Here is a 21,522-nt window from a genome sequence, read left to right on the forward strand (position 1 = left end):
CTTGCCCCGTAAAAGCCCGATTGGTGAGGGCTAATAATCAGTGGAAATGCACCACTGATTAAAGTTTCACTTTATGATGCGGAAGATCCACATTTAATTCCTCTAATTGTTTCTTTTCATTGTCTAAAATCGCTTTTGCTTTTGTTTTCGTTGCTTCATCTAATCCCACAAAGATATCTTCATGCATCTCTTTCTCTGGAAGTTTTACACTTAGTTTTGTTAATTCTTCTTTTGCTTGCTCATGCGTTAATTTTCCGGACTTTTCTTGTTCAAAAATAGACTTTGCTTTTTTCTTTGTTGCTTCATCTAAGTTAGCAAGCATGTCTTTACGCTTACCCTTCTCCGGCATGTTCACGCCTAGCTTTGTTAATTCCTCTTTTGCTTGCTCATGCGTTAATTTTCCAGATTTCTTTTGCTCTAAAATCGACTTCACTTTTGCTTTCGCCTGTTCATCTAATCCTGCAAACATGTCTCCATGCTTACCTTTCTCCGGCATTTTCACACCTAACTTTGTTAATTCCTCTTTTGCTTGCTCATGCGTTAATTTTCCAGATTTCTCTTGCTCTAAAATTGACTTCGCTTTTTCTTTCGTTTGATCATCTAATCCTGCGAACATGTCTTTACGTTTTTCTTTCTCCGGAAGCTTTACACCTAGTTCCTCTAACTGTTTCTTTGTATCGTCCATAATTGTTTTTACTTTTTGTTTTGTAGCGTCATCCAAATCCTTTTTCGCCGTTTTTGCAGGCTGATCTGTTGCTGGAGTATTCGTTGCCGCGAATGCCGGAATACCGACTCCTCCAATGATTCCGAATGATAAAGCACCTGCAATCGCTAAATACCCAACTGTTTTCTTCTTCATAGGAAATTTCCTCCTTCATATTTCTAAAGCATGTACACTTTCGTATACATCACCTATAGTAATGTTGGTTCCTTAAAATTTCCTTAACGATTCAAATAAAAAACACCGCTCGTGATGAGCGGTGTTTCTCTATGCTTTTTGTAATTGTAACTCTTCACGTTCCATTATTTTTCTTAATACAATTGTTTGTGTCATTGTAAATAAGTTACCTGTTATCCAGTACAATACAAGTCCTGATGGCGCCGCAAACCCCATAAATAGAATCATTGCCGGCATCATAATTTGCTGCATCTTTAGCATCTGTACTTGTTCTCCAGGTGTAATATTAGATTGGAAAACTTTCATTTGAATAAATGTCGTTAACGCTGCAATAATCGGTAATATATGATATGGATCTGCATGTCCTAAGTTCACCCATAAAAACGAAGATGTGCGAATCTCTTCTGTTCGGCTAATCGCATAATACAAAGCAGAGAAAATCGGCATTTGTATAAAAATTGGCCAGCAACCAGCAAGTGGATTCCAACCGCCTGATTTCATTAGTTCTGACATTTCTTTTTGATACTGTTTTTGTTTTTCAAGATCTTTACTTACATCACCGTATTTTTTCTTTAGCTTCTGCAATTCAGGTTGCATTTTCTTCATTTTCGCTTGGCTGCGATATTGCGAAACAGCTAATGGAATCATGGCTGAACGAATAACGAGCGTCATGATAATGATGGCAATCCCAAAGCTAGCTCCAGATATATGATGCGCAACAAATTGAATCATAAACGAGATTGGATATACAAAATAATGATCCCAAATCCCAGTACTATGTGCATCAATTGGGGCCGCATTACTGCAACCAGATAAAACAAAAACAAGTAATAATGATAAACTAACGAGCACAGCTCGGTATGATTTTAACATGTTCATTCCTCCAATGTTTCGTAATTATTTAGCGAAACATTGGTGTATACGGACCGACCTCGTCATTCTCTTCACTTGATTCTTGTCTGCGTACAGAACGAATCATTCCATATTTATAAAAAATAGAAAATAGCGGTACATTTCCCGCACTATCTTCACATGTATCAACTAACGCAAAAGCTCTTTGTCTACCGCTTGATGCTTGTTGACGCACAAAGCGAGAAACATTAGTAAGGAAGAAAACTTCTAATAAACAAAGTGCTGTCGTTACAAACGATATATATAGAATTGCATCCTGCAATAAAAATTCCATCGCTTCACATCCTTAATAAGGTCATTTTAGCACATTCGGCAAACATTCTCTATTTCCTTTTATTTTCAAAAAAAGCATTTTGCATATTTTCTCAAGAAAATAATAATTAAGAAACATTGTATTCGCTTTCTTTAGTATATTCACACACATCAATGAATAGGCTTGATTTATTAGAAATTTATAAAATTTTTGCATTATAATAAAACTATTGCCAGTTTTTGAAAAAACCTTTATTCTCTTCTTGTAATCAAAAATGAATATGGAGATGAAACATACTATGGGTCAACTAGGAGACGCCGATTACGTTCCCGACACCGCCTTTTTATCCTTCCCAGCAGCGAAAACATTTCACTTAGAATTTATAATACAGTTGGTTGTTATTTTTATAGCTTCTATTTTGTATGCAATTTCTATGAATATGTTTTTTATCCCGCATAATATGATTAGCGGTGGGTTCGCTGGTGTAGGGATGATTATCGGTTATTTAATGCACTACAATATCGGTGCACTTATCTTTTTACTAAACATTCCTCTTCTTATTTTAAGTCACTTTTACTTAGGCAAGAAGACAACCTTTTTAACAGCGTACTTTGTAGCTATATCATCGTTAGCGATGAACATTATCCCGGTACACCAAGTTTCAGACGATATTTTACTTTCTTCTGTATTCGGTGGTGTTATCTGCGGAGCAGCTTCAGGAATTATATTCCGATTTGCTTCTTCAACAGGTGGTTTTGATGTTGTTGGATTGATTGTAGCGAAATATCGAGATGTTTCAATTGGAGCAATCATATTTGTATTCAACTTAATCTTACTTGTAGCAGCAGGTTTTATTTTCGGTTGGGATATTACACTTTATACGTTAATTAGTCGATTTGTAGTCAGCAAAGTTATCGACGCTGTGCATACGAAACATATTAAATTAACGATAATGACTATTACAGAAAAAGGCGAGGAAATAAAAAGCGCACTACTACATCACGGTATACGCGGGGTGACAATGGTAGACGCTGTCGGCGGCTATACAAACCATAAGAAAAAAATGATTTACACTGTCGTGACTCGCTATGAGTTAGGCGAAATGAAACGTATTATCCGTCAAGTGGATAACAAAGCATTTATGAACATTACTGAAACAGTTGAAATTGTCGGCCGTTTCAAACGTATATAAAAAAGGGTAATAAATTAAAGGGCATAACATATTAGTCATATATAATATGTTATGCCCTTTGTTATTCAACTAACGCACCTTTTAGCATAATAAAATCACTAAGTTTATTACTACAAATCGGAGGATAGCATTCCATATACAATACTATCTGTCCATTCATTTTTATTCCAAAAATCTTGTATGAAATGTGCTTCCTTTCTCATGCCTATTCGTTCACACAATTTTTGTGAAGCTGTATTACGTGCATCAAGATTAGCCTGTATACGATGTACATTACATTCATTAAATAATTTCAATACTAAACTACTTACTGCTTCTGTTGCCAAACCTCTCCCAGCTACTTCATTTGAAAAACTATAACCAATCTCAACAGTGTCTTTCATATTTGTGTACCATACGGATAAATCACCAACTACTTTAGCCTTATATATAACTGCCAAACTTAATATTGATTCTTTAGTAAGTACATTATTTGCTAGCTTCTTATTAAATCTTTTCTGCATGTCTTCATGAGTCCACTTATTATGTAATAGGAACTTACATGTATCATCACTATTATAAATAGCAAATACATCCTGTAAATCAGTACTCTTAAAAGGTCTAATTATTAATCTTTCTGTTGTGAACTCCAAGTTAGCTCTCCTCCCTTACATTCATGCTATAAAACATTTTTTATAGTATTTAAGCCTCATTCTTAGATCTCACCTTAATTACATATTTCATCATAATAAATTAAAATCCTTCTTCCACTAAACTGCACCGTTAATGGTATTTCCTTGCGCTTTTTATTTTTTACACTTATTACAAAATCAGATAATTCTATTATTATGTCCCTAAATGTGTTATAATGAAAGCAGACTCACAAAAAAAGAGTATATAGACTTGGAAGTTTCTCTTATTTTACAAGCAAAAAGAAACGAGCAGTCGGGTATATTTCAGACACCATACACGTAACGGTTTAAACAACCGATCATCTTAGTTACTCTTCAATGATCTTTTTATAAAAAGATACGTACAATTAAAACTCACTTCAATATACTATACCTACCTTTTTGACTTCCAAATCATCTTATTACATAGGGAGATGAACATATGAATCAATATATACGATATACAATAGCTGTCCTGTTTGCTATTATCGGCGGAACAATCTGCTTCTGGACAAACACTCAGCTTGGAGAGAATATCATTTTTAATGGAATCGAAACACTTGTAAGCGCTTCAATTTTAGGCGGATACATTTACTTCCTCTTCAATCCAGAAGAAAATGCTCAAAAAACAATGTTATTAACAATGATCGGAATCGTTGGTGGATGTATTTCCTACTCAATGACAAACTATACATTACCACTTCAATTAAGCTCAGCTTTCTTCCACGGTCTATGGACTTGGTTCATTGCATTCTGCTTAGCAGACGTATTCAACCTATTACAAGACAATGAAGAAGATAGCGGTCGCCAAATTGAAAGTAACTCTTAAGCTGGAAGGAATTCTTCCAGCTTTTTTATGTTGGTTTGCATACCCCGGTTAGTATCTACCGTAATATATCAGCGATTCTCCAAATATATCGGCGATTTCTCCACTTATATCAGCGATTTTTTCATTATATCGACGGTTCGACACATTATATCGACTTACCGACAATTTTCGGCAACCTATTTATGCTCTATACCCCGTCACCACAATAAAAAGAAGCTACCCAACGGCAACTTCTTTTCCACATACCCCACTTCGTATTCACTTAAATATATCAACGATTTTTCAAATATATCGATCGTTTCTCCACTTATATCAACGATTCGGCACAAAATATCGTTTTAACGACAATCTTCGACACTCGAAACGTACAACATACCCTATCCCCCAAGCAACTTACTGCCGAACTCTACGATTAAAAAGATAATTAATAGGATCGCGAGTATCTTTAATGCTACATATGCCACTTTAAAAACAACATAAATGAGCAAGACTATCAAAATAATTGATAAAATTTCCATATTTACTTCCTCCAAGCTGCGCTCTTCTTATCTTATTTTACTCGCCCTAGGCTGTTTATGGAACGGCATAAGATGACATAGAAAAAAGAGGATACCTCACCCATCGTAAGATACCCTCTTCTTTAGCTGCTCAAACCATTCTCTCTCTAATTGTAAATATCCCATTTCACTCTTCTCGGCGCTCTTTAATTCTTTATCAGCTTTCCTCATATAAGTACGGGATGCTTCCATATCGCCCTCTAAATATTTAATAATTCCTTTTGTACGGTAATATCCGTTTAGATCCATTTTTGTAATGGCCTTTGCATGTTCCTTTGCTTCTTGCAAAGAAAGACTATCCATCTCATAAAGTGCTTTATATAAAAGGTACCAACTATGAAAACTACTAACGAAAAACTTATTTTCTTTCGTTACAGGTAGTTGAACAATTCGTTCTATATGCGGTATCGCTCTTTCCATTCCCTCTTGATCTGCACGAGCAAAAAAGACAAGCATAAGCCTACTCATTATCTCTCTTATCTCTTTATTCTCTTTTATTTTCTCCTCACTAAGTTCTACTAATCTTTCATCCCAATCTTTCGGTCTTTTATAACTAAATAACTCACTCGATATTTGAATCTCATATAAATGATTTCTAGCTCTTTCATCATCTTTAATTAAAATAAGAAATTGCATCCCATCACTCATAAGCGTTCCTTTTATCGGCACAATTGTAACCGCAAAGATTGCAAAATGGAAAAAGGAAAAATATAAAAGATATTGATAATAACTTACCATGTATATGTAACCAAAAGTAATACCAAATAGTAAATTCGTAATCGGTCCACCTAAAGTGAGCCAAGCCCATTTTTTCGAAAGATTCGGTGTCTCTATAGAAGGTGGTACTAGTGTTGCAACGCCTCCAAAGTACGCCCATAATTTATTTTCTCGAATGCGTAATTTTCCTTTTTCTTTTTGAATAGTAATGGGTCCTACTGTTATAAATTTAAATGTCAAACCACCTATTACACCAAATACTACATGTCCTAGCTCATGAATGGCTAACACTAACAATGCAATTCCAACTATTGTCCACAGGTTCAAAATTACTTCTAATTTCCCAGTTCGGATTACTCCGTATAAAATGGACAGAATTAGCGCCACTGTCATTGAGCCAGCTGGCCTTCTTAAAATATCCACCTTTTTCTCCCCTTAATAAATCATTTTTCTCTGCATTTCGTACATGAACTTCCCGAGATGCAATATCCAAATAAATGAGATTAAACCAATTAACACAAAATCGATATCACTAGCAGCTGTATATATAACAGCAGCCCACCATACATATGCCAATATTGTATTCGTAAATTCATATGCTTTATATCCAGCCTCATGCACAATGTGCTTTAATCCTTCATCTGCGTTTTTCGTCCACATTTTCATAGATTCCATATATGTTACACCTTGTTCAGGATATAGCTTATTATAACGATTTTTTGTTATGAGTCCGATAATTACTACAGTAGTTAAACAAGCAATAGAAGCTACTAAATTCCACACCGCAAATGAAACATTTGTATCTTGCAACAGTGCACGTCTACATGTAATAACTGCATATACAAACCATGCCTGCGTAACTATATCACCTACACGTAAATATATACTTATAATGCCTAATTTTCTGCCTTGCACGCTCTCTTCTTCATCGCGTGCCTCTGCTAACATACGTGTATTCTTCCAAGTGTAGTACATCATTAAGATTCCAAAAATAGTACATATACCTATAAATGTATTGGATGATAATTTTCTCGGTTCATCCGAGAGTAAATTTAAAGCTATATAAGACGTTAAAAAACCACCCAGCATACTTAATGCTATTTTCCCCACAGAATCAAATTGTTTTTTTCGCTTACTCTTCATCGTCCTCTTCCCCCTCTACTAACGTAAATATTTCCTCCACCGATACGTTGAAAATTTTTGCGATTTTTAACGACAATACGATAGATGGCGCATAATCCCCACGCTCGATTAAACTAATCGTTTGCCGCGATGATCCAATCGCTTTCCCTAAATCCCCTTGTGATAAACGATGCTTTGCTCGCAATTCCCTCACTCGATTTTGAAGCTTCATGTCTTCCCTCTTTTTCATTTATTTAATTAAAATTGTAAATAATATCCTTATTTTTGTCAATTATAATTGTCATTACGACTATGATAATTGACAAAAATAAGGATATCTTATGATAGAAATAACCTATATAATGAATGTGAAATATTAAACAAAGGAGATTCCATATGAAGAAAACATCTACCTTTTCTTACATTCTTACTAAGCTTACAGCAGCTTTCTTGTTATTATTACTTATTAGCACGCTTCTCTTAACAACTAGTCAACCAACACTATATAGTTTCTTAACTGGATTACGCGAACTACTATATGTTCCCTTCGTTCCTATTCTTGCTGCATATGCAATTTTTTGTTCTATTTGCATCGATAAATTGAAATTAAAAACACATACAAGACTAAAGACATTATTCCTTTATATTTTTTGCGGCTATTTATTTTTTCTTCCCTTCCTAATATTTAAAGAAGCTAGTCTAACACAGTTCTTGTACCTCGGATCAATTGGAGCATTATGTTCTCTTTTTTTCTATTTATGTATAGTTATAGCAACAAAATTTAAGTGGATACAATATGTCGTCCCAGGCATTATGCTTATTATATTTATCACAATCAACTTTATTGATTTAGAAAAGGTTGGAACATCAAAAGAGCAATGGGTCGAAACAATAACAGATAACTCTTTCGAAGCATCTTTTCAACATTTTAGTGGTGAACATAAAGTCCCCATTGAGCTAAAACGAGGTGACATATTAGAATTCACCATTGAATCACAAGCTGAAAATCCAGATGGCTACATGGGAGACGTAAAAATGGCTAGTGAGTTTCAAGAGGAAGAAAATTATTTAGCTTCAGTCGGCCCTAATACATACCATTTCGCAGCAATTAAGACCGGAACTTACTACATTATAGTTAGCGGACACCAGTTAAAAGGAAAATTAAAAATAAACTGGAACATAAAATAAAAAAGGCAGTGCGTCTGCACTGCCTTTCAAAATTTTGACATAGAATGGATTTCATATTAACTTGCGTTTTGTAGTAATACTCGTTTTAACTGCTTACGGAAACGAATACCTAACGTAACCGCTACAATCACAATCACCCCAAAAATGATTTTACCGATGTGACCTTCTAGCGCCCCAAAAATATCATGTAAGTTGCCACCTAACCAGTAACCACCAATTAAGAAGAATGATACCCAAAATAGAGCACCTGAGTAAATTGTAATGGCAAAACGACGGAATGGTAAGTTAATAATTCCTGCAAAGTATCCTGTGAAATGACGTACACCAGGAATAAAGAAACCAATAAAAATTAAGAAGTACCCATACTTATCAAACCACATTCTCGTTAAGTCAATTTTTCTTTGTGTTAAAAATACGTATTTTCCATACTTTTGAATGAAAGGCATACCTAATTTATTTCCTAAAAAGTATTGAATCGTCATTCCTACACTTGTCCCAATAAAGGATAGAATAATTAAAATCGGTAAACTTAAATCACCCTTATGTGCTAAAAATCCCGCATATGCTAATGTTGGCTCTCCCGGAAACGGAAGTGCAATATATTCTAACAGCAAGCCGACAAGTACAACATAGTACCCGTATTGCTGAAATAATTCATGAATCCATTCCATGTCATCTCTCCTTTCAGTCACGTACAACTTCTTACTATTATTGTATAAAAAAATTGTCGAAATAACTATCACAATAGCTTACATTTTTATTACATTTTTGTAAGGGTCACACTAATGATTTTCGTTCTTTATTAAATAGTAAAAATCATTTTTTAAGTCGAAATAGCGAAAAGGTACATTAATAACATGCAGATTTCATCCATTTTTTAGCACTAAAAAACCTCTCTTATTTTGTTCTCAATAAAAAACCATCACAAACTCATGCTAACTTCATATTAGCTTCATATACGTATTGTAAGATTATATCGGAATTTGTTGAAAAATTTAACCAATATATGACTAAGCATTAATTTGAATAAATATAAGTCGTTTTTCGAAATTGAAAAAAGGGTGAATACGAAATGGAAGCATATAAAATGCACGATTTTATTAATACAAATGTTGAATCTCATCAAAATGAAACCGTTTTTAATTTACAAATATGTGAAACAAGTGAATTTGACGTAAGTTTAACAAAATCTACAACACTATCTTTTATCGTTTCAAAAAAGAATATTAAAATTGTCACGAAAAAATGGATTAATTCAAATCAAGAAAGCATGATTGGCAAAAGCTACATCATTCCAACAAAAGCTTTTCACTATTTCTTACCAATCATTTCTGAAAATGAAGATGAGCTAAATATTCAAGTTCAAAGTTTTGGACTACGTGGTGAGCTTTTATTAAATGAAAGATTACTTATTGATAACAACAAACATAACAGCAAAATCACTACATTCTTTGAAACATTAGATGAAAATGTAAATAAAGCATTACGAGGATTACAACTTCATTGTATGTAAGACTATTACGATAGTAAAAGGAGAATAACAATGAAAAAATTATTATTAAGCGCACTATTATCATTAGGATTTTTAACTCTTCCATTCGCTAGCACAGAGGCAGCTACAACGAAAGATCAATTAATCGTAGATACTCAGTTAAATAAAATGGATTATTATCAGGATGGAAAATTTATAAAAAGTTTTACTGTCGCTACTGGAAAAGCAGCAACACCTACACCTAAAGGCACTTTTCAAATCGTAAATAAAATTAAAAACCGCCCTTATTATACAGGCAAAATTAAAGGCGGCGATCCACGTAATCCACTTGGTGACCGTTGGCTTGGATTAAATATGGCAGGAACTTACGGAACAACTTATGCGATTCACGGAACTAACAATAATCAAGCAATCGGCAAATGGACAACACTTGGTTGTATTCGTATGTATAACAATGATATACACTGGTTATTTGAGCGCGTTCAGCAGCAAGCTACCGTCACTGTAAAATAGCCTAAAAACAAGATTTATGTGTAGCCAAGAATTTTATGTCTTGGCTTATTTTATTTATTCATTTACAGTAGCAAAACAACTGTATTTACATATATAATAGGAATAGATTTGATTAGCTAATGTCTAAACATTGATAAACGTAGATATTAAAATTATACAGTTATAATATTTTATAAATTTTATAATACATACTATAATAGAACTACTGTAATTCTGAACTATTCAGTAACACTAAACTATTCCCCTTGCTACCTTCATGATTATTTTATAGCGGGGGCTTATTATATGTATAAACAATCTGAGTCACTCGAAAAATGATGAATTCGAATATTGCAGTAAAAAGCGTTATTTAGGAGGTGTTACTATGACGCATATACTGGTGATTGAAGACAACCCAGATATACAAGAACTTATTCGTGAATTTCTAATGGCACAAAACTTTACCGTTGATGTAGTTGGTGCTGGAACAGAAGGTATTCTTCTTTTCCAAAAAAATTCATACGATCTTGTCCTCCTCGATGTAATGTTACCAGATATAGATGGCTATAGTATTTGTAAAATTATGCGAGGACAATCTGATGTACCAATCATTATGTTAACAGGCTTACATAATGAAGAAAGTGAAATTAAAGGATTTGAATTAGGTATTGATGACTATATTACGAAACCGTTCCATTACACTGTATTTATTAAGCGTGTAGAGGCTGTATTAAGAAGGGCAGCAACGAAGGAAGCAGAAGCTGCAACTATACTACAATTCCATGAATTGATGTTAAACTCTACAGCATATGCAGCTTATGTTCATGGTAATCAAATTGAATTGACAACAAAAGAATTTGAAATTATTTATACTTTACTGCAAAATCGAGGAAAAGTATTATCAAGAAGTGATTTGTTGAATAAGGTATGGGGCTATGAACATTATGGTGATGTAAGAGTTATAGATACACATATTAAAAACTTAAGAAAAAAATTAGGAATTCCTTATATTAAAACGGTGAAAGGCATTGGCTACAAAATCGAATCGTAGCAAAGACAACATCACCAAAAATATTTTCATCAAAACCTTATTATTTTGTATTCTTTTATCACTTTGTCTTTATCAAATGATTTACTTTCTAGCTTCAAACTACGATAAAGAACGTTTTGCAAAAGAAAATGGAACGCCGACTACAGAACAGGCCGATTCAGATAAGCAAAACGACGAAAGTAAAACGACGCAAAATAAAGCTGTATCAAAGGGGAGCATTTCTAATTTCCAATCTTCTATTATAGATTATAAATCTCTTTCTACGGCTATCAATCACCTTTTGCAGCCTAGCCAAACTGCAAAGGCAAAAGAACATACACAAAATCTTTCGGGGAAAAATAGCACTTCTAATCTGCCTATAGAAGCAGAAAAGAAAGCTGCTAATAATGATGCCTTACATACACAAAATGCAGCAAGTAAAATAAATGATATAAATGATAATCCAAAGTTAGCAGATGCGTTGCAGCAATTAGCTCCACATATTGGCGCGACAATGCTTGCATTATCACTACTCGGATCTTTAATTTATACAAAACTAATTGCCAAACCTTTTCAATATATGAGCGATGCTTTAAAAGATATTATGAATCTTGATTTCTCAGATAAAAAACTACTTAACAAAAATACAGATCAAACAGATTTTAATTTGCAAGTAGCCGCTTCACAAGTACCAAATATTGTGAAGAATTTACATGCAAGCAATCAAGATTTAAGAAATGAGCTCAAAAAGGAACAACAATTAGAGCAATCTCGTAAAGAATTTATGTCTATGGTATCCCATGAATTAAAAACACCAATCGCAGCCGTTATGGGACAACTAGATGGCATGATTCACGGAATTGGAGCTTATAAAGATAGAGATAAATATTTAAAACGTTCCTATGAAATGATGCAAGATATTAACATATTAACGGAAAAAATGTCGGAATTATCCAAAATACAAAACCCTCAATTTAAACCGAATTTAGAAGTCATTTCTTTATCTAATATTATTGAGGATGTTATGAAGAAAGTAGATTACTTTGTATCTGTAAAACAATTAAATGTACAATCTAATATTAAACACGACGTACAAATTTTAGCTGATCCTAAATTTATTCAAACTGCTATTTTTAACATTATTTCAAATGCAATTCATTACACAATTGACCATCAGCATGTATATGTAAAACTTTATGAAAAACCAAACGGTTATGCATTAGAAGTATTAAATACAGGTTCGCAAATTGATGAAGATAAACTTGCTCATTTATTTGAGCCTTTCTATCGTGCAAACCCTGATAAACACGGTTTAGTACAAGGTAGCGGTCTTGGATTATATATCGTGAAACAAATATTAGATAAACATCAATTTCCTTACGGAATACAAAACACAGCTCAAGGTGTAAAATGCTCCATTGTATTCCCAAAAGCAATGTAGCATTCACTATAATTACATACCCCAAACTCATACTTTATGTGTGAGTGGCGGAATTTTGTAGAGTGTCTTACTCTGTTTCGTTCGCCCGTTATCCTTATTTGGATAGCGGGCGTTTTTTATTACTTAAAAGGAGGATTTTTTATGGAGAAGTTTAAATATTCCTTGCTCGTTTTATTTGGTGCTTGCAGCTACGGCATACTTTCAACTATTTTCAAACTCGGATTCCTAAGTGGATTTTCAGCACATCAACTATTAGGGGGACAATATGTCTTCGGATGGATTGGACTATTTCTACTCGTTCTTTTCTTTTCACGTCATAAAGTAACAAAAAAACAATTCTTTTCATTACTAACCGTCGGAACAACAATGAGTATGACTGGAATTTTCTACGCTATTTCTGTAGAAGAGCTACCCGCATCTATCGCTGTCGTCCTACTCTTTCAGTTCACTTGGATTGGTGTCATTATCGAAGCAATTGCAAATCGAACATTTCCAAGCCGCGATAAGATCATATCTATCCTTATTTTATTTGCTGGTACATTGTTTGCAGGTGGTATATTTGAGGGCCTCGGACAAAGTTTTTCTACGAAAGGGATTATATTTGGACTATTAGCTGCTGTCTCTTTTTCATTCTATGTTTTTGCAAGCGGACGCGTTGCTACCGATGTTCCCCCTTATACGAAAAGCTTTCTTATGACAACAAGTGCAACTCTTATCGTATGCCTATTCTTCCCGCCGACCTTTTTAATAGATGGTGCCCTGCAAGCTGGTCTATGGAAATATGCTTTCTTCCTCGGATTATTCGGCGTTGTTGTACCTGTCATTTGTTTTTCAATCGGTGTACCAAAGGTTGGAACAGGACTCGGTACAATATTAGGTGCAGCTGAATTACCAACTGCTATTATCGCTTCTATTACACTTGTACATGAAGTCGTAACATTCATGCAGTGGATTGGAATTATTTTTATATTGATTGGGATTTTCACTCCCCAGCTGCTTACAGCTAGGAAAGCAAGGAAACATAATCGCGTGCATAGCGCTTGAAAAAAATGCAGAATTTATCTGGAGGTATAAATGACTATTTTAAGCATCGTATTTTTTGCTATTATGTGTATCTTCTTCCTAATAAGATATATGAAAGAAAAGAAATTTTACGATTTACTTCTCATTCCCGTTTGTATATATGCAGGAGCAGTGAAAACTCCTTTCGTAGAGTACTTAAACTTTAATACTACATTTAAAATAACGTATGATATTGCAGCTATTATTCTTGTAATCCTTGCTGTACTTTTCTTTTTGAAAGATAAGAAAGAGAATCATACTGCATAACAAAAGACCTTTCATTTACTTGAAAGGTCTTTTTCTCTATCTCATTTTGCCGCTACATACAGCTTCTCTATCTCATGCTCAATTTGTTTTACATCGATTCGCTCAAATAATGGCTGCACGCTATCAATTCTACTTGGCAACGTATTTTGCGGTTCCCAATTTCGTTTCACAATCGATAATGTGTTTCTAACCCTTTCACTTGAAAATGGTAAAAACGGTTCAAGGAGATTTGCAAAATTAGCGATAAGATACACACAGTTATAAATCATTTCTTCACACGAAACTGGATCATCTTCTCGTTGTTTCCAAGGCTGCTTTTCATCAAAATATTTATTTGCAAAACGGACTGCATCAAATATTGTCTCTAACGCCACCTTAAATTGAGTTTGCTCAATCGCCTCTCCTACATATTTATATAATCCTTCTACTTTATCTTTCAGCTCTACCTCAATACTTCCCTTCGGCACGATACCACCATAATATTTTTCAATAAACTTTAATGTCCGGTTCACAAAGTTCCCTTATGCACCTAATAATTCACTATTATGACTGTAAATAAATTCCCGCCATGAAAAATCAGTATCGCGATTTTCTGGTGCATTGACGGTTAAAAAGTAACGAATAGAATCTGGATCATAGCGTTCTAATATGTCAGGCACCCATACTGCCCAGTTTTTACTTGTAGATAATTTTCTTTTTTCAACTGTTAAATATTCATTCGAAACGATATGACGCGGGCTTGCTCCTTCCCCTATTCCAAGTAATACCGCTGGCCAAATGACGGAATGAAACGGAATATTATCCTTTCCGTGCACATAATATGTTTTCGCTTCGCTATCCCAAAACTCTTGATCATCTTTCCCTGTTTTTTCAGCCCAATGTTTACTCGCTGAATAATAGCCTGTCACTGCTTCAATCCATACGTAAATTTTCTTATCTTCATACCCTTCTACTGGAATTGGTACCCCAATTGGTAAATCACGTGATACGGCCCTATCTAGTAATCCTTCCTTTACATATCTCTCTGTTAGTTGAATCGCATTGTCGCGCCATGTCCCTGTTTGTTTGGCAATTTCTACAGCCCTTTTAATTTGCTCCTGAAATGTATGCAACGCGAAATAGAAATGCTCTGTTTCCTGTACAGATGGTGTACTACCACATAACTTACATTTCTTTTCTAACAAATCGAGTGGATCTAAAATAGCTGAACACGCATCGCATTGATCTCCTCTTGCTGCTTCATGACAATGCGGACATATTCCTTCTACATAACGATCCGGTAAAAATTGCGTACACGTTTCACAATATGCTTGTTCCACTGTTTTTTTATAAATATAGCCTTCTTCTAATAAACGTAAAAAAACATTTTGAACCGTTTCATGATGATGCTCGCTAGCGGTATGTGTATAGCAATCATACGTAAAACCTAGGTCATGAAAACATCTCTGGAATTCTTCATGATACTTATTAGCAATTTCTTTCGCTGTCACACCTTCTTGTTTTGCCCTAATTGCAATCGGTGTTCCATTACAATCACTCCCTGAAACATACAACACATTCTCACCTTTTGCCCTATAATAACGCGCTAAAATATCTCCTGGTAATAAACTTGCAATATGGCCAAGGTGTAACGAACCATTTGCATACGGCCAAGCGCCTCCAATAAAAATACTCATCTTATATTCCTCCTTTAAAATATAAAAAGCCCCGCCCTTATCTTAAAAAAGATAAGGGCGGGGCTGTATAAACAGTCGCGGTACCACCTTATTTCGCTAATTACTCACATAATTAGCCTTAACAAGTACGGAGCTCTATGCTCTTATACTGTGGTTTTGATAACGAGTACCAACTCTCGTCGCCGCCTACTATTATCATTTGATAAGTTCAGGACGAAGCTCAAAGGCCATTGTTCAAATGAATATTCTTGCTTCTTCTCAGCTACCGAAGCTCTCTGGAAAGAATGTGTTCATCCTACTTTTCCTTTTCAACGCTTTTACGTATAACAAGTATTGTACGACTTAATCACAGAAAAATCAAACTTTTATCCAGAAAGAAAAGGAAATCCCATCCTCTCACCGAATACCTATACGTTCACAAAAGGAGTGATAACATTGAACCAAAAACAACTAAGCACTATAAATGAAAAAAGCTGGAATGCAGCTGCCTATGAAGCTTGGACGAATCGCCATGGGGCGCCGGAGGGTTATGCGAAAAAAATTATGGAAGATCCCACGCGCGAGGTAGCACATTATTTACCTTACATACAATCTCCAAAAGGAAAATGTATTATTAATTTACTCGGCTCAAAAGGAAATAAAGGTGTTGCTCTCGCCCTTTTAGGAGCTGACGTAACAGTTGTTGATATTTCAGCGAGTAATGCAAAATATGCAAATGAACTTGCTGCCGCCGCAGACGTCTCTATTCATTACATCGTTTCTGATGTACTAGATGTAAATCTCTCCAAATCATTTGATATCGTATTGCTGGAGCTTGGTGTACTTCATTACTTTCTAGATTTAAAACCACTCTTTCAAAAAATTGCTACTTTACTTAAGCGAGATGGAATGCTTATCCTTCGTGACTATCATCCTGTTTACACGAAATTATTAGGAGTCAACCACCCATCATTTCAGGCCAATGGAAATTATTTTGATGAAGAATTAATTGAAGATGATGTTGCTTATAGCATCCTTCTTACAGAACCACAGAAAGAATCGTTACCTAAAACAACCATCCGTCGCTGGACGCTAGGAGAAATCATTACAACACTTGCGGAAGAACGTTTTAAAATTGAAAAACTAGTTGAAGAACATGGGCCCCATCAAAGATGGGTCTTCCCTTCTACTGCACCAGAAGGAATCGAAGAACGTATCCCTGGTCTATATACAATAATTGCGACAGCATGCAAAAAAGGATCCCTTCACGGATAGGATCCTTTTTGCATGCTCACGCATATAAGTTGAGGTTGGAGATTACCATAATTCTGTAGAATAGGACACAAGATATTTCAACATTTCGTCTCTGACTTACGTCGTCAAAAAGGGGTATGACCAACATAACGAAGAGTAATGTTTTTAGTTGATATTGATAATCGTTATCAACTAATTAGAAGTATACATGATGTCATTTCAAATTTCAATAGCATTTCTAATATTTATTTATGAATTTTATGATATGCAAATGTATACATTTTAAGAACTTTTTCTAATACCAATCTGACTCCTTCCATTATCTGCTATAATTTTCATTGAACAGATTAATAACTTCATAATAATGTTTTTATTAATTTCGTTTTAAAAATCTATAAATCATAATAAATAGTTTAAATGAGGGTAGGGGTAACGATGAAATATGTTAGTATTCGAAAAAAACTACTGTTCACACTCTTAAGCATTTCTTCTTTATTTAGCATTGCTCTTATTGTTATTCTTTCATTCGCCATGAATCAAGCAAGTGAAATCGAAACGTTAAAAAATGATGTATCAAAAAGAGCGACGATTTTAAAAGAACGTGGCGATTGGTTCCAAGCACAAGTTGCTGGTTTACAAGAATATTTACTATCACATGATCAAAAAGGATTAGATAAGTTCAACCGAGAAGGGAAAAAATTAGCTGATACTAGAGAGAAAGTAACAAGTGACAAGAAGCTCCCAGAAGGAATGAAAGAAGCTATTTTAATGGGGGGAAAATGGCGTAGCGTCATAGATAATGAGGTACTCCCTCTTGCGCGTGAAGGAAAATGGGACGAAGCATCTAAAATTGCTTTAGCACAAACAGATTATGTAAATGATCTTTTAGGTCGTTTTAATAAATATACAAATGAAGAAAATGAGAAACGTGACGCATTAATTGCTGACGTCGAGTCTTCTTCATCACTTATTCAATATATTATTTTCTTCTCACTCATTGCATGTACATTAACGTCTATCTTATTAGCATGGTGGTTCTCTGGTAAACTCGTTAAACCAATTCGACAAATTGATGAGAAGTTAAAAGAATTAGCTTCTCAAGATGGAGATTTAACGGCTAGATTACACGTAACAAGTAAAGATGAAATTGGTGACATTGCAAATTCCTTTAATCAAATGCTCACTAACTTACAGCATATAATAAAACAAGTTCAACAAACATCAACAAGTGTAAAAGAAGCTTCCGAAAATGTATTTATCGAAACAACCGCTTCTATGGAAAATACCGCAAGAACCCAAGAAACTATGAATGCTCTTGAACACAATATTCGTTCACAAGTTTCTAGCATTGAAGAAAGTTCAACCGCGATGGATGACATGGCAACGAGTGTTCAGCGTATCGCTGAGTCCGCCTCTTCTGTTACTAGTTTAGCTGTCACAACGTCAGAAAAAGCAGATGATGGGAATAAAGTCATTGAGAAATCTATTACACAAATGCATACAATTAACGAAGCTGTTAACGCTACATCACAAGTAGTTGAGCGACTCATTACACATACAAATCATATAGATACTGCACTTCAATCTATTTCGAATATCGCCGACCAAACAAATTTACTCGCTTTAAATGCTTCTATTGAAGCAGCTCGTGCTGGTGAACACGGAAAAGGATTCGCTGTTGTTGCCGATGAAGTTCGAAAACTTGCTGAACAATCTCAACTAGCCGCAACTGACATTAACCATTTACTGCATCAAATTCAAGCCGATACAAAAATAGCAAATGACATGATGACACAAGGTCAAGCAGAAGCTTCTGAAGGAATTACTGTTATTCGTACTGCCGGATCTTCATTCTCAGAAATTGTTAACCACATTAACAAAGTCTCTACGCAAATGCAAGAAATGTCTGCAACTGCTGAAGAGATGGCTGCAAGCTCTGAAGAAATGAACGCAGCTTTAAATAATATCGCTTCTATTTCAAACGAAGTTGCTGCAGAAACATCACAAACCGCACATTCGGCTGGTGATCAAGTAAACAAAATGAGTATCGTGGCTAAAAAATCATCTGAAATGAAAACAATCGTACAAGAACTTGAAGTTCTCGTCTCTCATTTCAAAACAAACGCTTAAAGTGAAAATGACACGAGCTCAAAGGTATAGGAAAGAAAGTTTTACAGTCTCTCTTTTTTCACTTTAAAATATCTCTTTCTATCTCTCATTCCGTCTGCTATAATTCCTAAAGGAAATAAGAAAGCTTTATTCCAACCGGAGTAAAGCTTTCTTTCAATTTTTTACATTTATTAATTCTAATACTAAGATTTCACAAAGGAGGCTTTTAATCATATGAATTTTGTAAGTATCAGAAAAAAACTTATGTTCATGATGGGAACGATTTGTGCTTTATTTGGTATCGCCTTAGCTTTTATTTTATTTTTTGCTATTGATCAATCTCGTAAAGCTGAAACATTACAAAAAGAAATTTCTCCACTGGCAACAGAATTGAAAGAACGTGGAGACGCTTATCAAGTACAGCTCTCTGCTTTAAGAGGTTATTTACTACAACATGATCAAGTCGAATTAGACAAGTTTAATGAGATGAGTAAACGTCTTGAGGATTCAAAAGATAAACTTCTTTCTAATCCAAATCTTTCTTCGTCCGTAAAAAGCACAATGGAATTAGGGTCTACTTGGAGAAAGTTCGTTGAAGAAAAAGTATTCACTCTTGCAAAAGAACAAAAATGGGAAGAAGCTTTACAAGTAGCTTCTTCAGAAAACGGAACTGTCTATAAAGTAATTGGTGACTTCACAAACTACAGTAATGAACAAGCTAAATTACGTGAACAATCTATTGAAAAAATTGATCAATCTGCACTCTTAATCGAATATGTTATTTTCTTATCACTTGTTGTATGTATTATCGTTGCAATTATTCTTGCATGGTGGTTCTCTGGTAAACTGGTGAAACCAATTCAACAAATTGACACGAAACTAAAAGAATTAGCCTCTCAAGAAGGTGACTTAACGGCACGTCTACAAGTAAATAGCAACGATGAAATAGGTGCTATCGCAACATCATTTAATAAAATGTTAGAAAACCTACAACATATCATTAATCGTGTTCAAAAAACATCAGTGGAAGTACAAACCGCTTCTGAAAATATGCTAGAAAAAACGAATACATCACGTGAGGCGACATTAAGAGTCCAAAGCTCGATGTCCAACTTAAATGCAAGTATTCAATCACAAACTTCTAGTATGGAAGAAAGTTCAACTGCAATGGACGATATGGCAGTAAGTGTTCAGCGTATTGCTGAATCTGCTTCATCTGTAGCGGAACTTGCTGTTGCCACATCTGAACATGCTAGCGATGGAAGTACCGTTATCCAAAAATCTGTTTCACAAATGACAACGATACATGAAGCTGTAAATGCTACGTCAGAAGTGGTTGAACGTCTAATCACTCATACGAAATATATTGATACTGCTGTACAATCTATTTCTAATATTGCTGAGCAAACAAACTTACTTGCTTTAAATGCTTCTATTGAGGCAGCTCGTGCTGGCGAGCAAGGAAAAGGATTTGCTGTCGTAGCTGACGAAGTTCGAAAACTTGCTGAACAATCTAAAACAGCTGCAACAGACATTAATCAATTACTACATCAAATTCAAAATGATACAGAAACTGCTAGCTCTATGATGTCTCAAGGCCGTTCTGAAGCATTTGAAGGTATCAATGTTATTCGTGAAGCTGGTACTTCTTTCACAACAATTGTAGAACAAGTAAATAAAGTATCTACTCAAATGCAAGATATATCAGCAACTGCTGAAGAAATGGCTGCAAGTGCTGAAGAAATGAACGCTTCACTTAATAACATCGCTTCTATCTCTACTGAAGTATCGAGCGAAACTGCCGCAACGGCACAATCTGCTGAACAGAAAGTTATTGTTATGAATGAAATGGCAGTAACTGCTGGAAAAATGAAACAAACAGTTGAAGAGTTAGATCAACTCGTATCTCATTTTAAAACAGAATAGATGTTCAAAAAATACCCCTCTTGCGAAGAGGGATATTTTTTTGAGCTCATTTCCTGCACATTATGCTCATTTCCGTTATAATGAGAATCGATATCATTAAAGTGTAGGAGGGGCTGCTTATGTCACAAGAAGCATTTGAAAATAAATTATTTGCCAATTTAGAAGCTGTTATTGACCCTGAACTAGGTGTTGATATCGTTAATCTTGGATTAGTGTATGATGTTACAGCAGATGAAAATAATAATGCTGTCATTACGATGACTATGACTTCTATCGGTTGTCCAATGGCTGGGCAAATCGTATCAGACGTTAAAAAAGTATTATCAACGAACGTACCTGAAGTTAATGAAATAGAAGTTAATGTCGTTTGGAATCCGCCCTGGTCGAAAGAACGTATGTCACGTATGGCGAAAATCGCATTAGGTATTCGCGACTAAATAAAGTGAAAATTTCATCATTTACGGATAGCGGGATAA

General features: G+C 34.8%; 22 protein-coding genes, 1 pseudogene and 1 other annotated feature. Of the genes and pseudogenes, 13 read left to right on the plus strand and 10 right to left on the minus strand.

Translation table 11 applies throughout. From position 1 onward, the window contains the following. Window positions 1-58 precede the first annotated feature (58 nt). From F3I02_RS27680 to F3I02_RS27690, 3 genes are all read right to left on the minus strand, one after another. Complete coding sequence (locus F3I02_RS27680; protein ID WP_196478641.1) at window positions 59-859, minus strand: hypothetical protein; 801 nt, start codon at window positions 857-859, stop codon at window positions 59-61. Between the two features lie 129 nt (window positions 860-988). Then, window positions 989-1,771: a membrane protein insertase YidC gene (yidC, locus tag F3I02_RS27685; RefSeq protein ID WP_000920540.1), complete on the minus strand. Its 783-nt coding sequence runs from the start codon at window positions 1,769-1,771 to the stop codon at window positions 989-991. A gap of 28 nt (window positions 1,772-1,799) precedes the next feature. Beyond that, window positions 1,800-2,084, minus strand: a complete 285-nt coding sequence (locus F3I02_RS27690; protein WP_000394936.1) for a hypothetical protein — start codon at window positions 2,082-2,084, stop codon at window positions 1,800-1,802. Between the two features lie 277 nt (window positions 2,085-2,361). Here F3I02_RS27690 and F3I02_RS27695 point away from each other — a divergent pair, with 277 nt between their 5' ends. Further along, window positions 2,362-3,255 carry a YitT family protein gene (locus F3I02_RS27695; RefSeq protein WP_196478642.1) on the plus strand — a complete coding sequence of 298 codons (894 nt, stop codon included), beginning with the start codon at window positions 2,362-2,364 and terminating at the stop codon, window positions 3,253-3,255. Window positions 3,256-3,365: 110 nt separating this feature from the next. Here F3I02_RS27695 and F3I02_RS27700 read toward each other — a convergent pair whose 3' ends face one another. Continuing rightward, window positions 3,366-3,887 carry a GNAT family N-acetyltransferase gene (locus F3I02_RS27700; protein ID WP_000397304.1) on the minus strand — a complete coding sequence of 174 codons (522 nt, stop codon included), beginning with the start codon at window positions 3,885-3,887 and terminating at the stop codon, window positions 3,366-3,368. Window positions 3,888-4,347: 460 nt separating this feature from the next. On the opposite strand from F3I02_RS27700, the gene F3I02_RS27705 reads away from it, so the two are divergent. Beyond that, a complete protein-coding gene (locus F3I02_RS27705; RefSeq protein WP_001077773.1) occupies window positions 4,348-4,734 on the plus strand; it encodes a DUF3938 domain-containing protein in 387 nt (128 codons plus the stop codon). A gap of 377 nt (window positions 4,735-5,111) precedes the next feature. On the opposite strand, the gene F3I02_RS27710 is transcribed toward F3I02_RS27705, so the two are convergent. From F3I02_RS27710 to F3I02_RS27725, 4 genes are all read right to left on the minus strand, one after another. Further along, a complete protein-coding gene (locus tag F3I02_RS27710; RefSeq protein WP_000404758.1) occupies window positions 5,112-5,252 on the minus strand; it encodes a DUF3985 family protein in 141 nt (46 codons plus the stop codon). Between the two features lie 96 nt (window positions 5,253-5,348). Next, window positions 5,349-6,401 carry a site-2 protease family protein gene (locus tag F3I02_RS27715; protein WP_033703600.1) on the minus strand — a complete coding sequence of 351 codons (1,053 nt, stop codon included), beginning with the start codon at window positions 6,399-6,401 and terminating at the stop codon, window positions 5,349-5,351. Between the two features lie 42 nt (window positions 6,402-6,443). After that, window positions 6,444-7,151 carry a DUF3169 family protein gene (locus tag F3I02_RS27720; RefSeq protein ID WP_046946676.1) on the minus strand — a complete coding sequence of 236 codons (708 nt, stop codon included), beginning with the start codon at window positions 7,149-7,151 and terminating at the stop codon, window positions 6,444-6,446. Next, complete coding sequence (locus F3I02_RS27725; protein ID WP_000776161.1) at window positions 7,141-7,362, minus strand: helix-turn-helix transcriptional regulator; 222 nt, start codon at window positions 7,360-7,362, stop codon at window positions 7,141-7,143. Before F3I02_RS27725 ends, F3I02_RS27720 begins: the two co-directional genes overlap by 11 nt. A 164-nt stretch (window positions 7,363-7,526) precedes the next feature. Between F3I02_RS27725 and F3I02_RS27730 the strand changes: the two genes are divergently transcribed. Beyond that, the gene (locus F3I02_RS27730) at window positions 7,527-8,318 is read left to right on the plus strand and encodes a hypothetical protein (RefSeq protein WP_000753815.1); all 792 of its coding nucleotides are present in this window, start codon (window positions 7,527-7,529) and stop codon (window positions 8,316-8,318) included. A gap of 56 nt (window positions 8,319-8,374) precedes the next feature. On the opposite strand, the gene F3I02_RS27735 is transcribed toward F3I02_RS27730, so the two are convergent. Beyond that, window positions 8,375-8,989, minus strand: coding sequence for a DedA family protein (locus tag F3I02_RS27735; RefSeq protein WP_000454751.1), 615 nt, complete (start codon window positions 8,987-8,989; stop codon window positions 8,375-8,377). Between the two features lie 401 nt (window positions 8,990-9,390). On the opposite strand from F3I02_RS27735, the gene F3I02_RS27740 reads away from it, so the two are divergent. From F3I02_RS27740 to F3I02_RS27765, 6 genes are all read left to right on the plus strand, one after another. Then, the gene (locus F3I02_RS27740) at window positions 9,391-9,831 is read left to right on the plus strand and encodes a DUF3978 family protein (RefSeq protein WP_000388768.1); all 441 of its coding nucleotides are present in this window, start codon (window positions 9,391-9,393) and stop codon (window positions 9,829-9,831) included. 30 nt (window positions 9,832-9,861) lie between these two features. Then, complete coding sequence (locus F3I02_RS27745; RefSeq protein ID WP_000735062.1) at window positions 9,862-10,323, plus strand: L,D-transpeptidase; 462 nt, start codon at window positions 9,862-9,864, stop codon at window positions 10,321-10,323. A 364-nt stretch (window positions 10,324-10,687) separates the two neighbouring features. Next, window positions 10,688-11,353, plus strand: a complete 666-nt coding sequence (locus F3I02_RS27750; RefSeq protein ID WP_000148833.1) for a response regulator transcription factor — start codon at window positions 10,688-10,690, stop codon at window positions 11,351-11,353. After that, window positions 11,331-12,773, plus strand: coding sequence for a sensor histidine kinase (locus F3I02_RS27755; RefSeq protein ID WP_163050640.1), 1,443 nt, complete (start codon window positions 11,331-11,333; stop codon window positions 12,771-12,773). Before F3I02_RS27750 ends, F3I02_RS27755 begins: the two co-directional genes overlap by 23 nt. A 141-nt stretch (window positions 12,774-12,914) precedes the next feature. Then, complete coding sequence (locus F3I02_RS27760) at window positions 12,915-13,817, plus strand: EamA family transporter (protein WP_163050639.1); 903 nt, start codon at window positions 12,915-12,917, stop codon at window positions 13,815-13,817. Between the two features lie 30 nt (window positions 13,818-13,847). Beyond that, window positions 13,848-14,102 (plus strand): hypothetical protein, encoded by a 255-nt coding sequence (locus tag F3I02_RS27765; RefSeq protein ID WP_000154129.1) that lies wholly within the window; start codon window positions 13,848-13,850, stop codon window positions 14,100-14,102. A 41-nt stretch (window positions 14,103-14,143) separates the two neighbouring features. On the opposite strand, the pseudogene metG reads toward F3I02_RS27765, so the two are convergent. Continuing rightward, window positions 14,144-15,778: pseudogene (gene metG, locus F3I02_RS27770) on the minus strand (methionine--tRNA ligase). 50 nt (window positions 15,779-15,828) lie between these two features. Further along, window positions 15,829-16,099, minus strand: a binding site (T-box leader). 114 nt (window positions 16,100-16,213) lie between these two features. Here metG and F3I02_RS27775 point away from each other — a divergent pair. The 4 genes from F3I02_RS27775 to F3I02_RS27790 all read left to right on the plus strand — a co-directional run bounded on the left by F3I02_RS27775 (window position 16,214) and on the right by F3I02_RS27790 (window position 21,483). Further along, complete coding sequence (locus tag F3I02_RS27775; protein WP_001072236.1) at window positions 16,214-17,032, plus strand: class I SAM-dependent methyltransferase; 819 nt, start codon at window positions 16,214-16,216, stop codon at window positions 17,030-17,032. 414 nt (window positions 17,033-17,446) lie between these two features. Beyond that, window positions 17,447-19,141: a methyl-accepting chemotaxis protein gene (locus tag F3I02_RS27780; RefSeq protein ID WP_000878439.1), complete on the plus strand. Its 1,695-nt coding sequence runs from the start codon at window positions 17,447-17,449 to the stop codon at window positions 19,139-19,141. 213 nt (window positions 19,142-19,354) lie between these two features. Next, window positions 19,355-21,046, plus strand: coding sequence for a methyl-accepting chemotaxis protein (locus tag F3I02_RS27785; protein ID WP_196478643.1), 1,692 nt, complete (start codon window positions 19,355-19,357; stop codon window positions 21,044-21,046). 119 nt (window positions 21,047-21,165) lie between these two features. After that, window positions 21,166-21,483: a metal-sulfur cluster assembly factor gene (locus tag F3I02_RS27790; protein WP_000076418.1), complete on the plus strand. Its 318-nt coding sequence runs from the start codon at window positions 21,166-21,168 to the stop codon at window positions 21,481-21,483. The last annotated feature ends 39 nt before the right edge of the window (window positions 21,484-21,522 follow it).

It is taken from the genome of Bacillus sp. SRB3LM (genome assembly GCF_015712745.1).
Lineage (GTDB): Bacteria > Bacillota > Bacilli > Bacillales > Bacillaceae_G > Bacillus_A > Bacillus_A thuringiensis_K.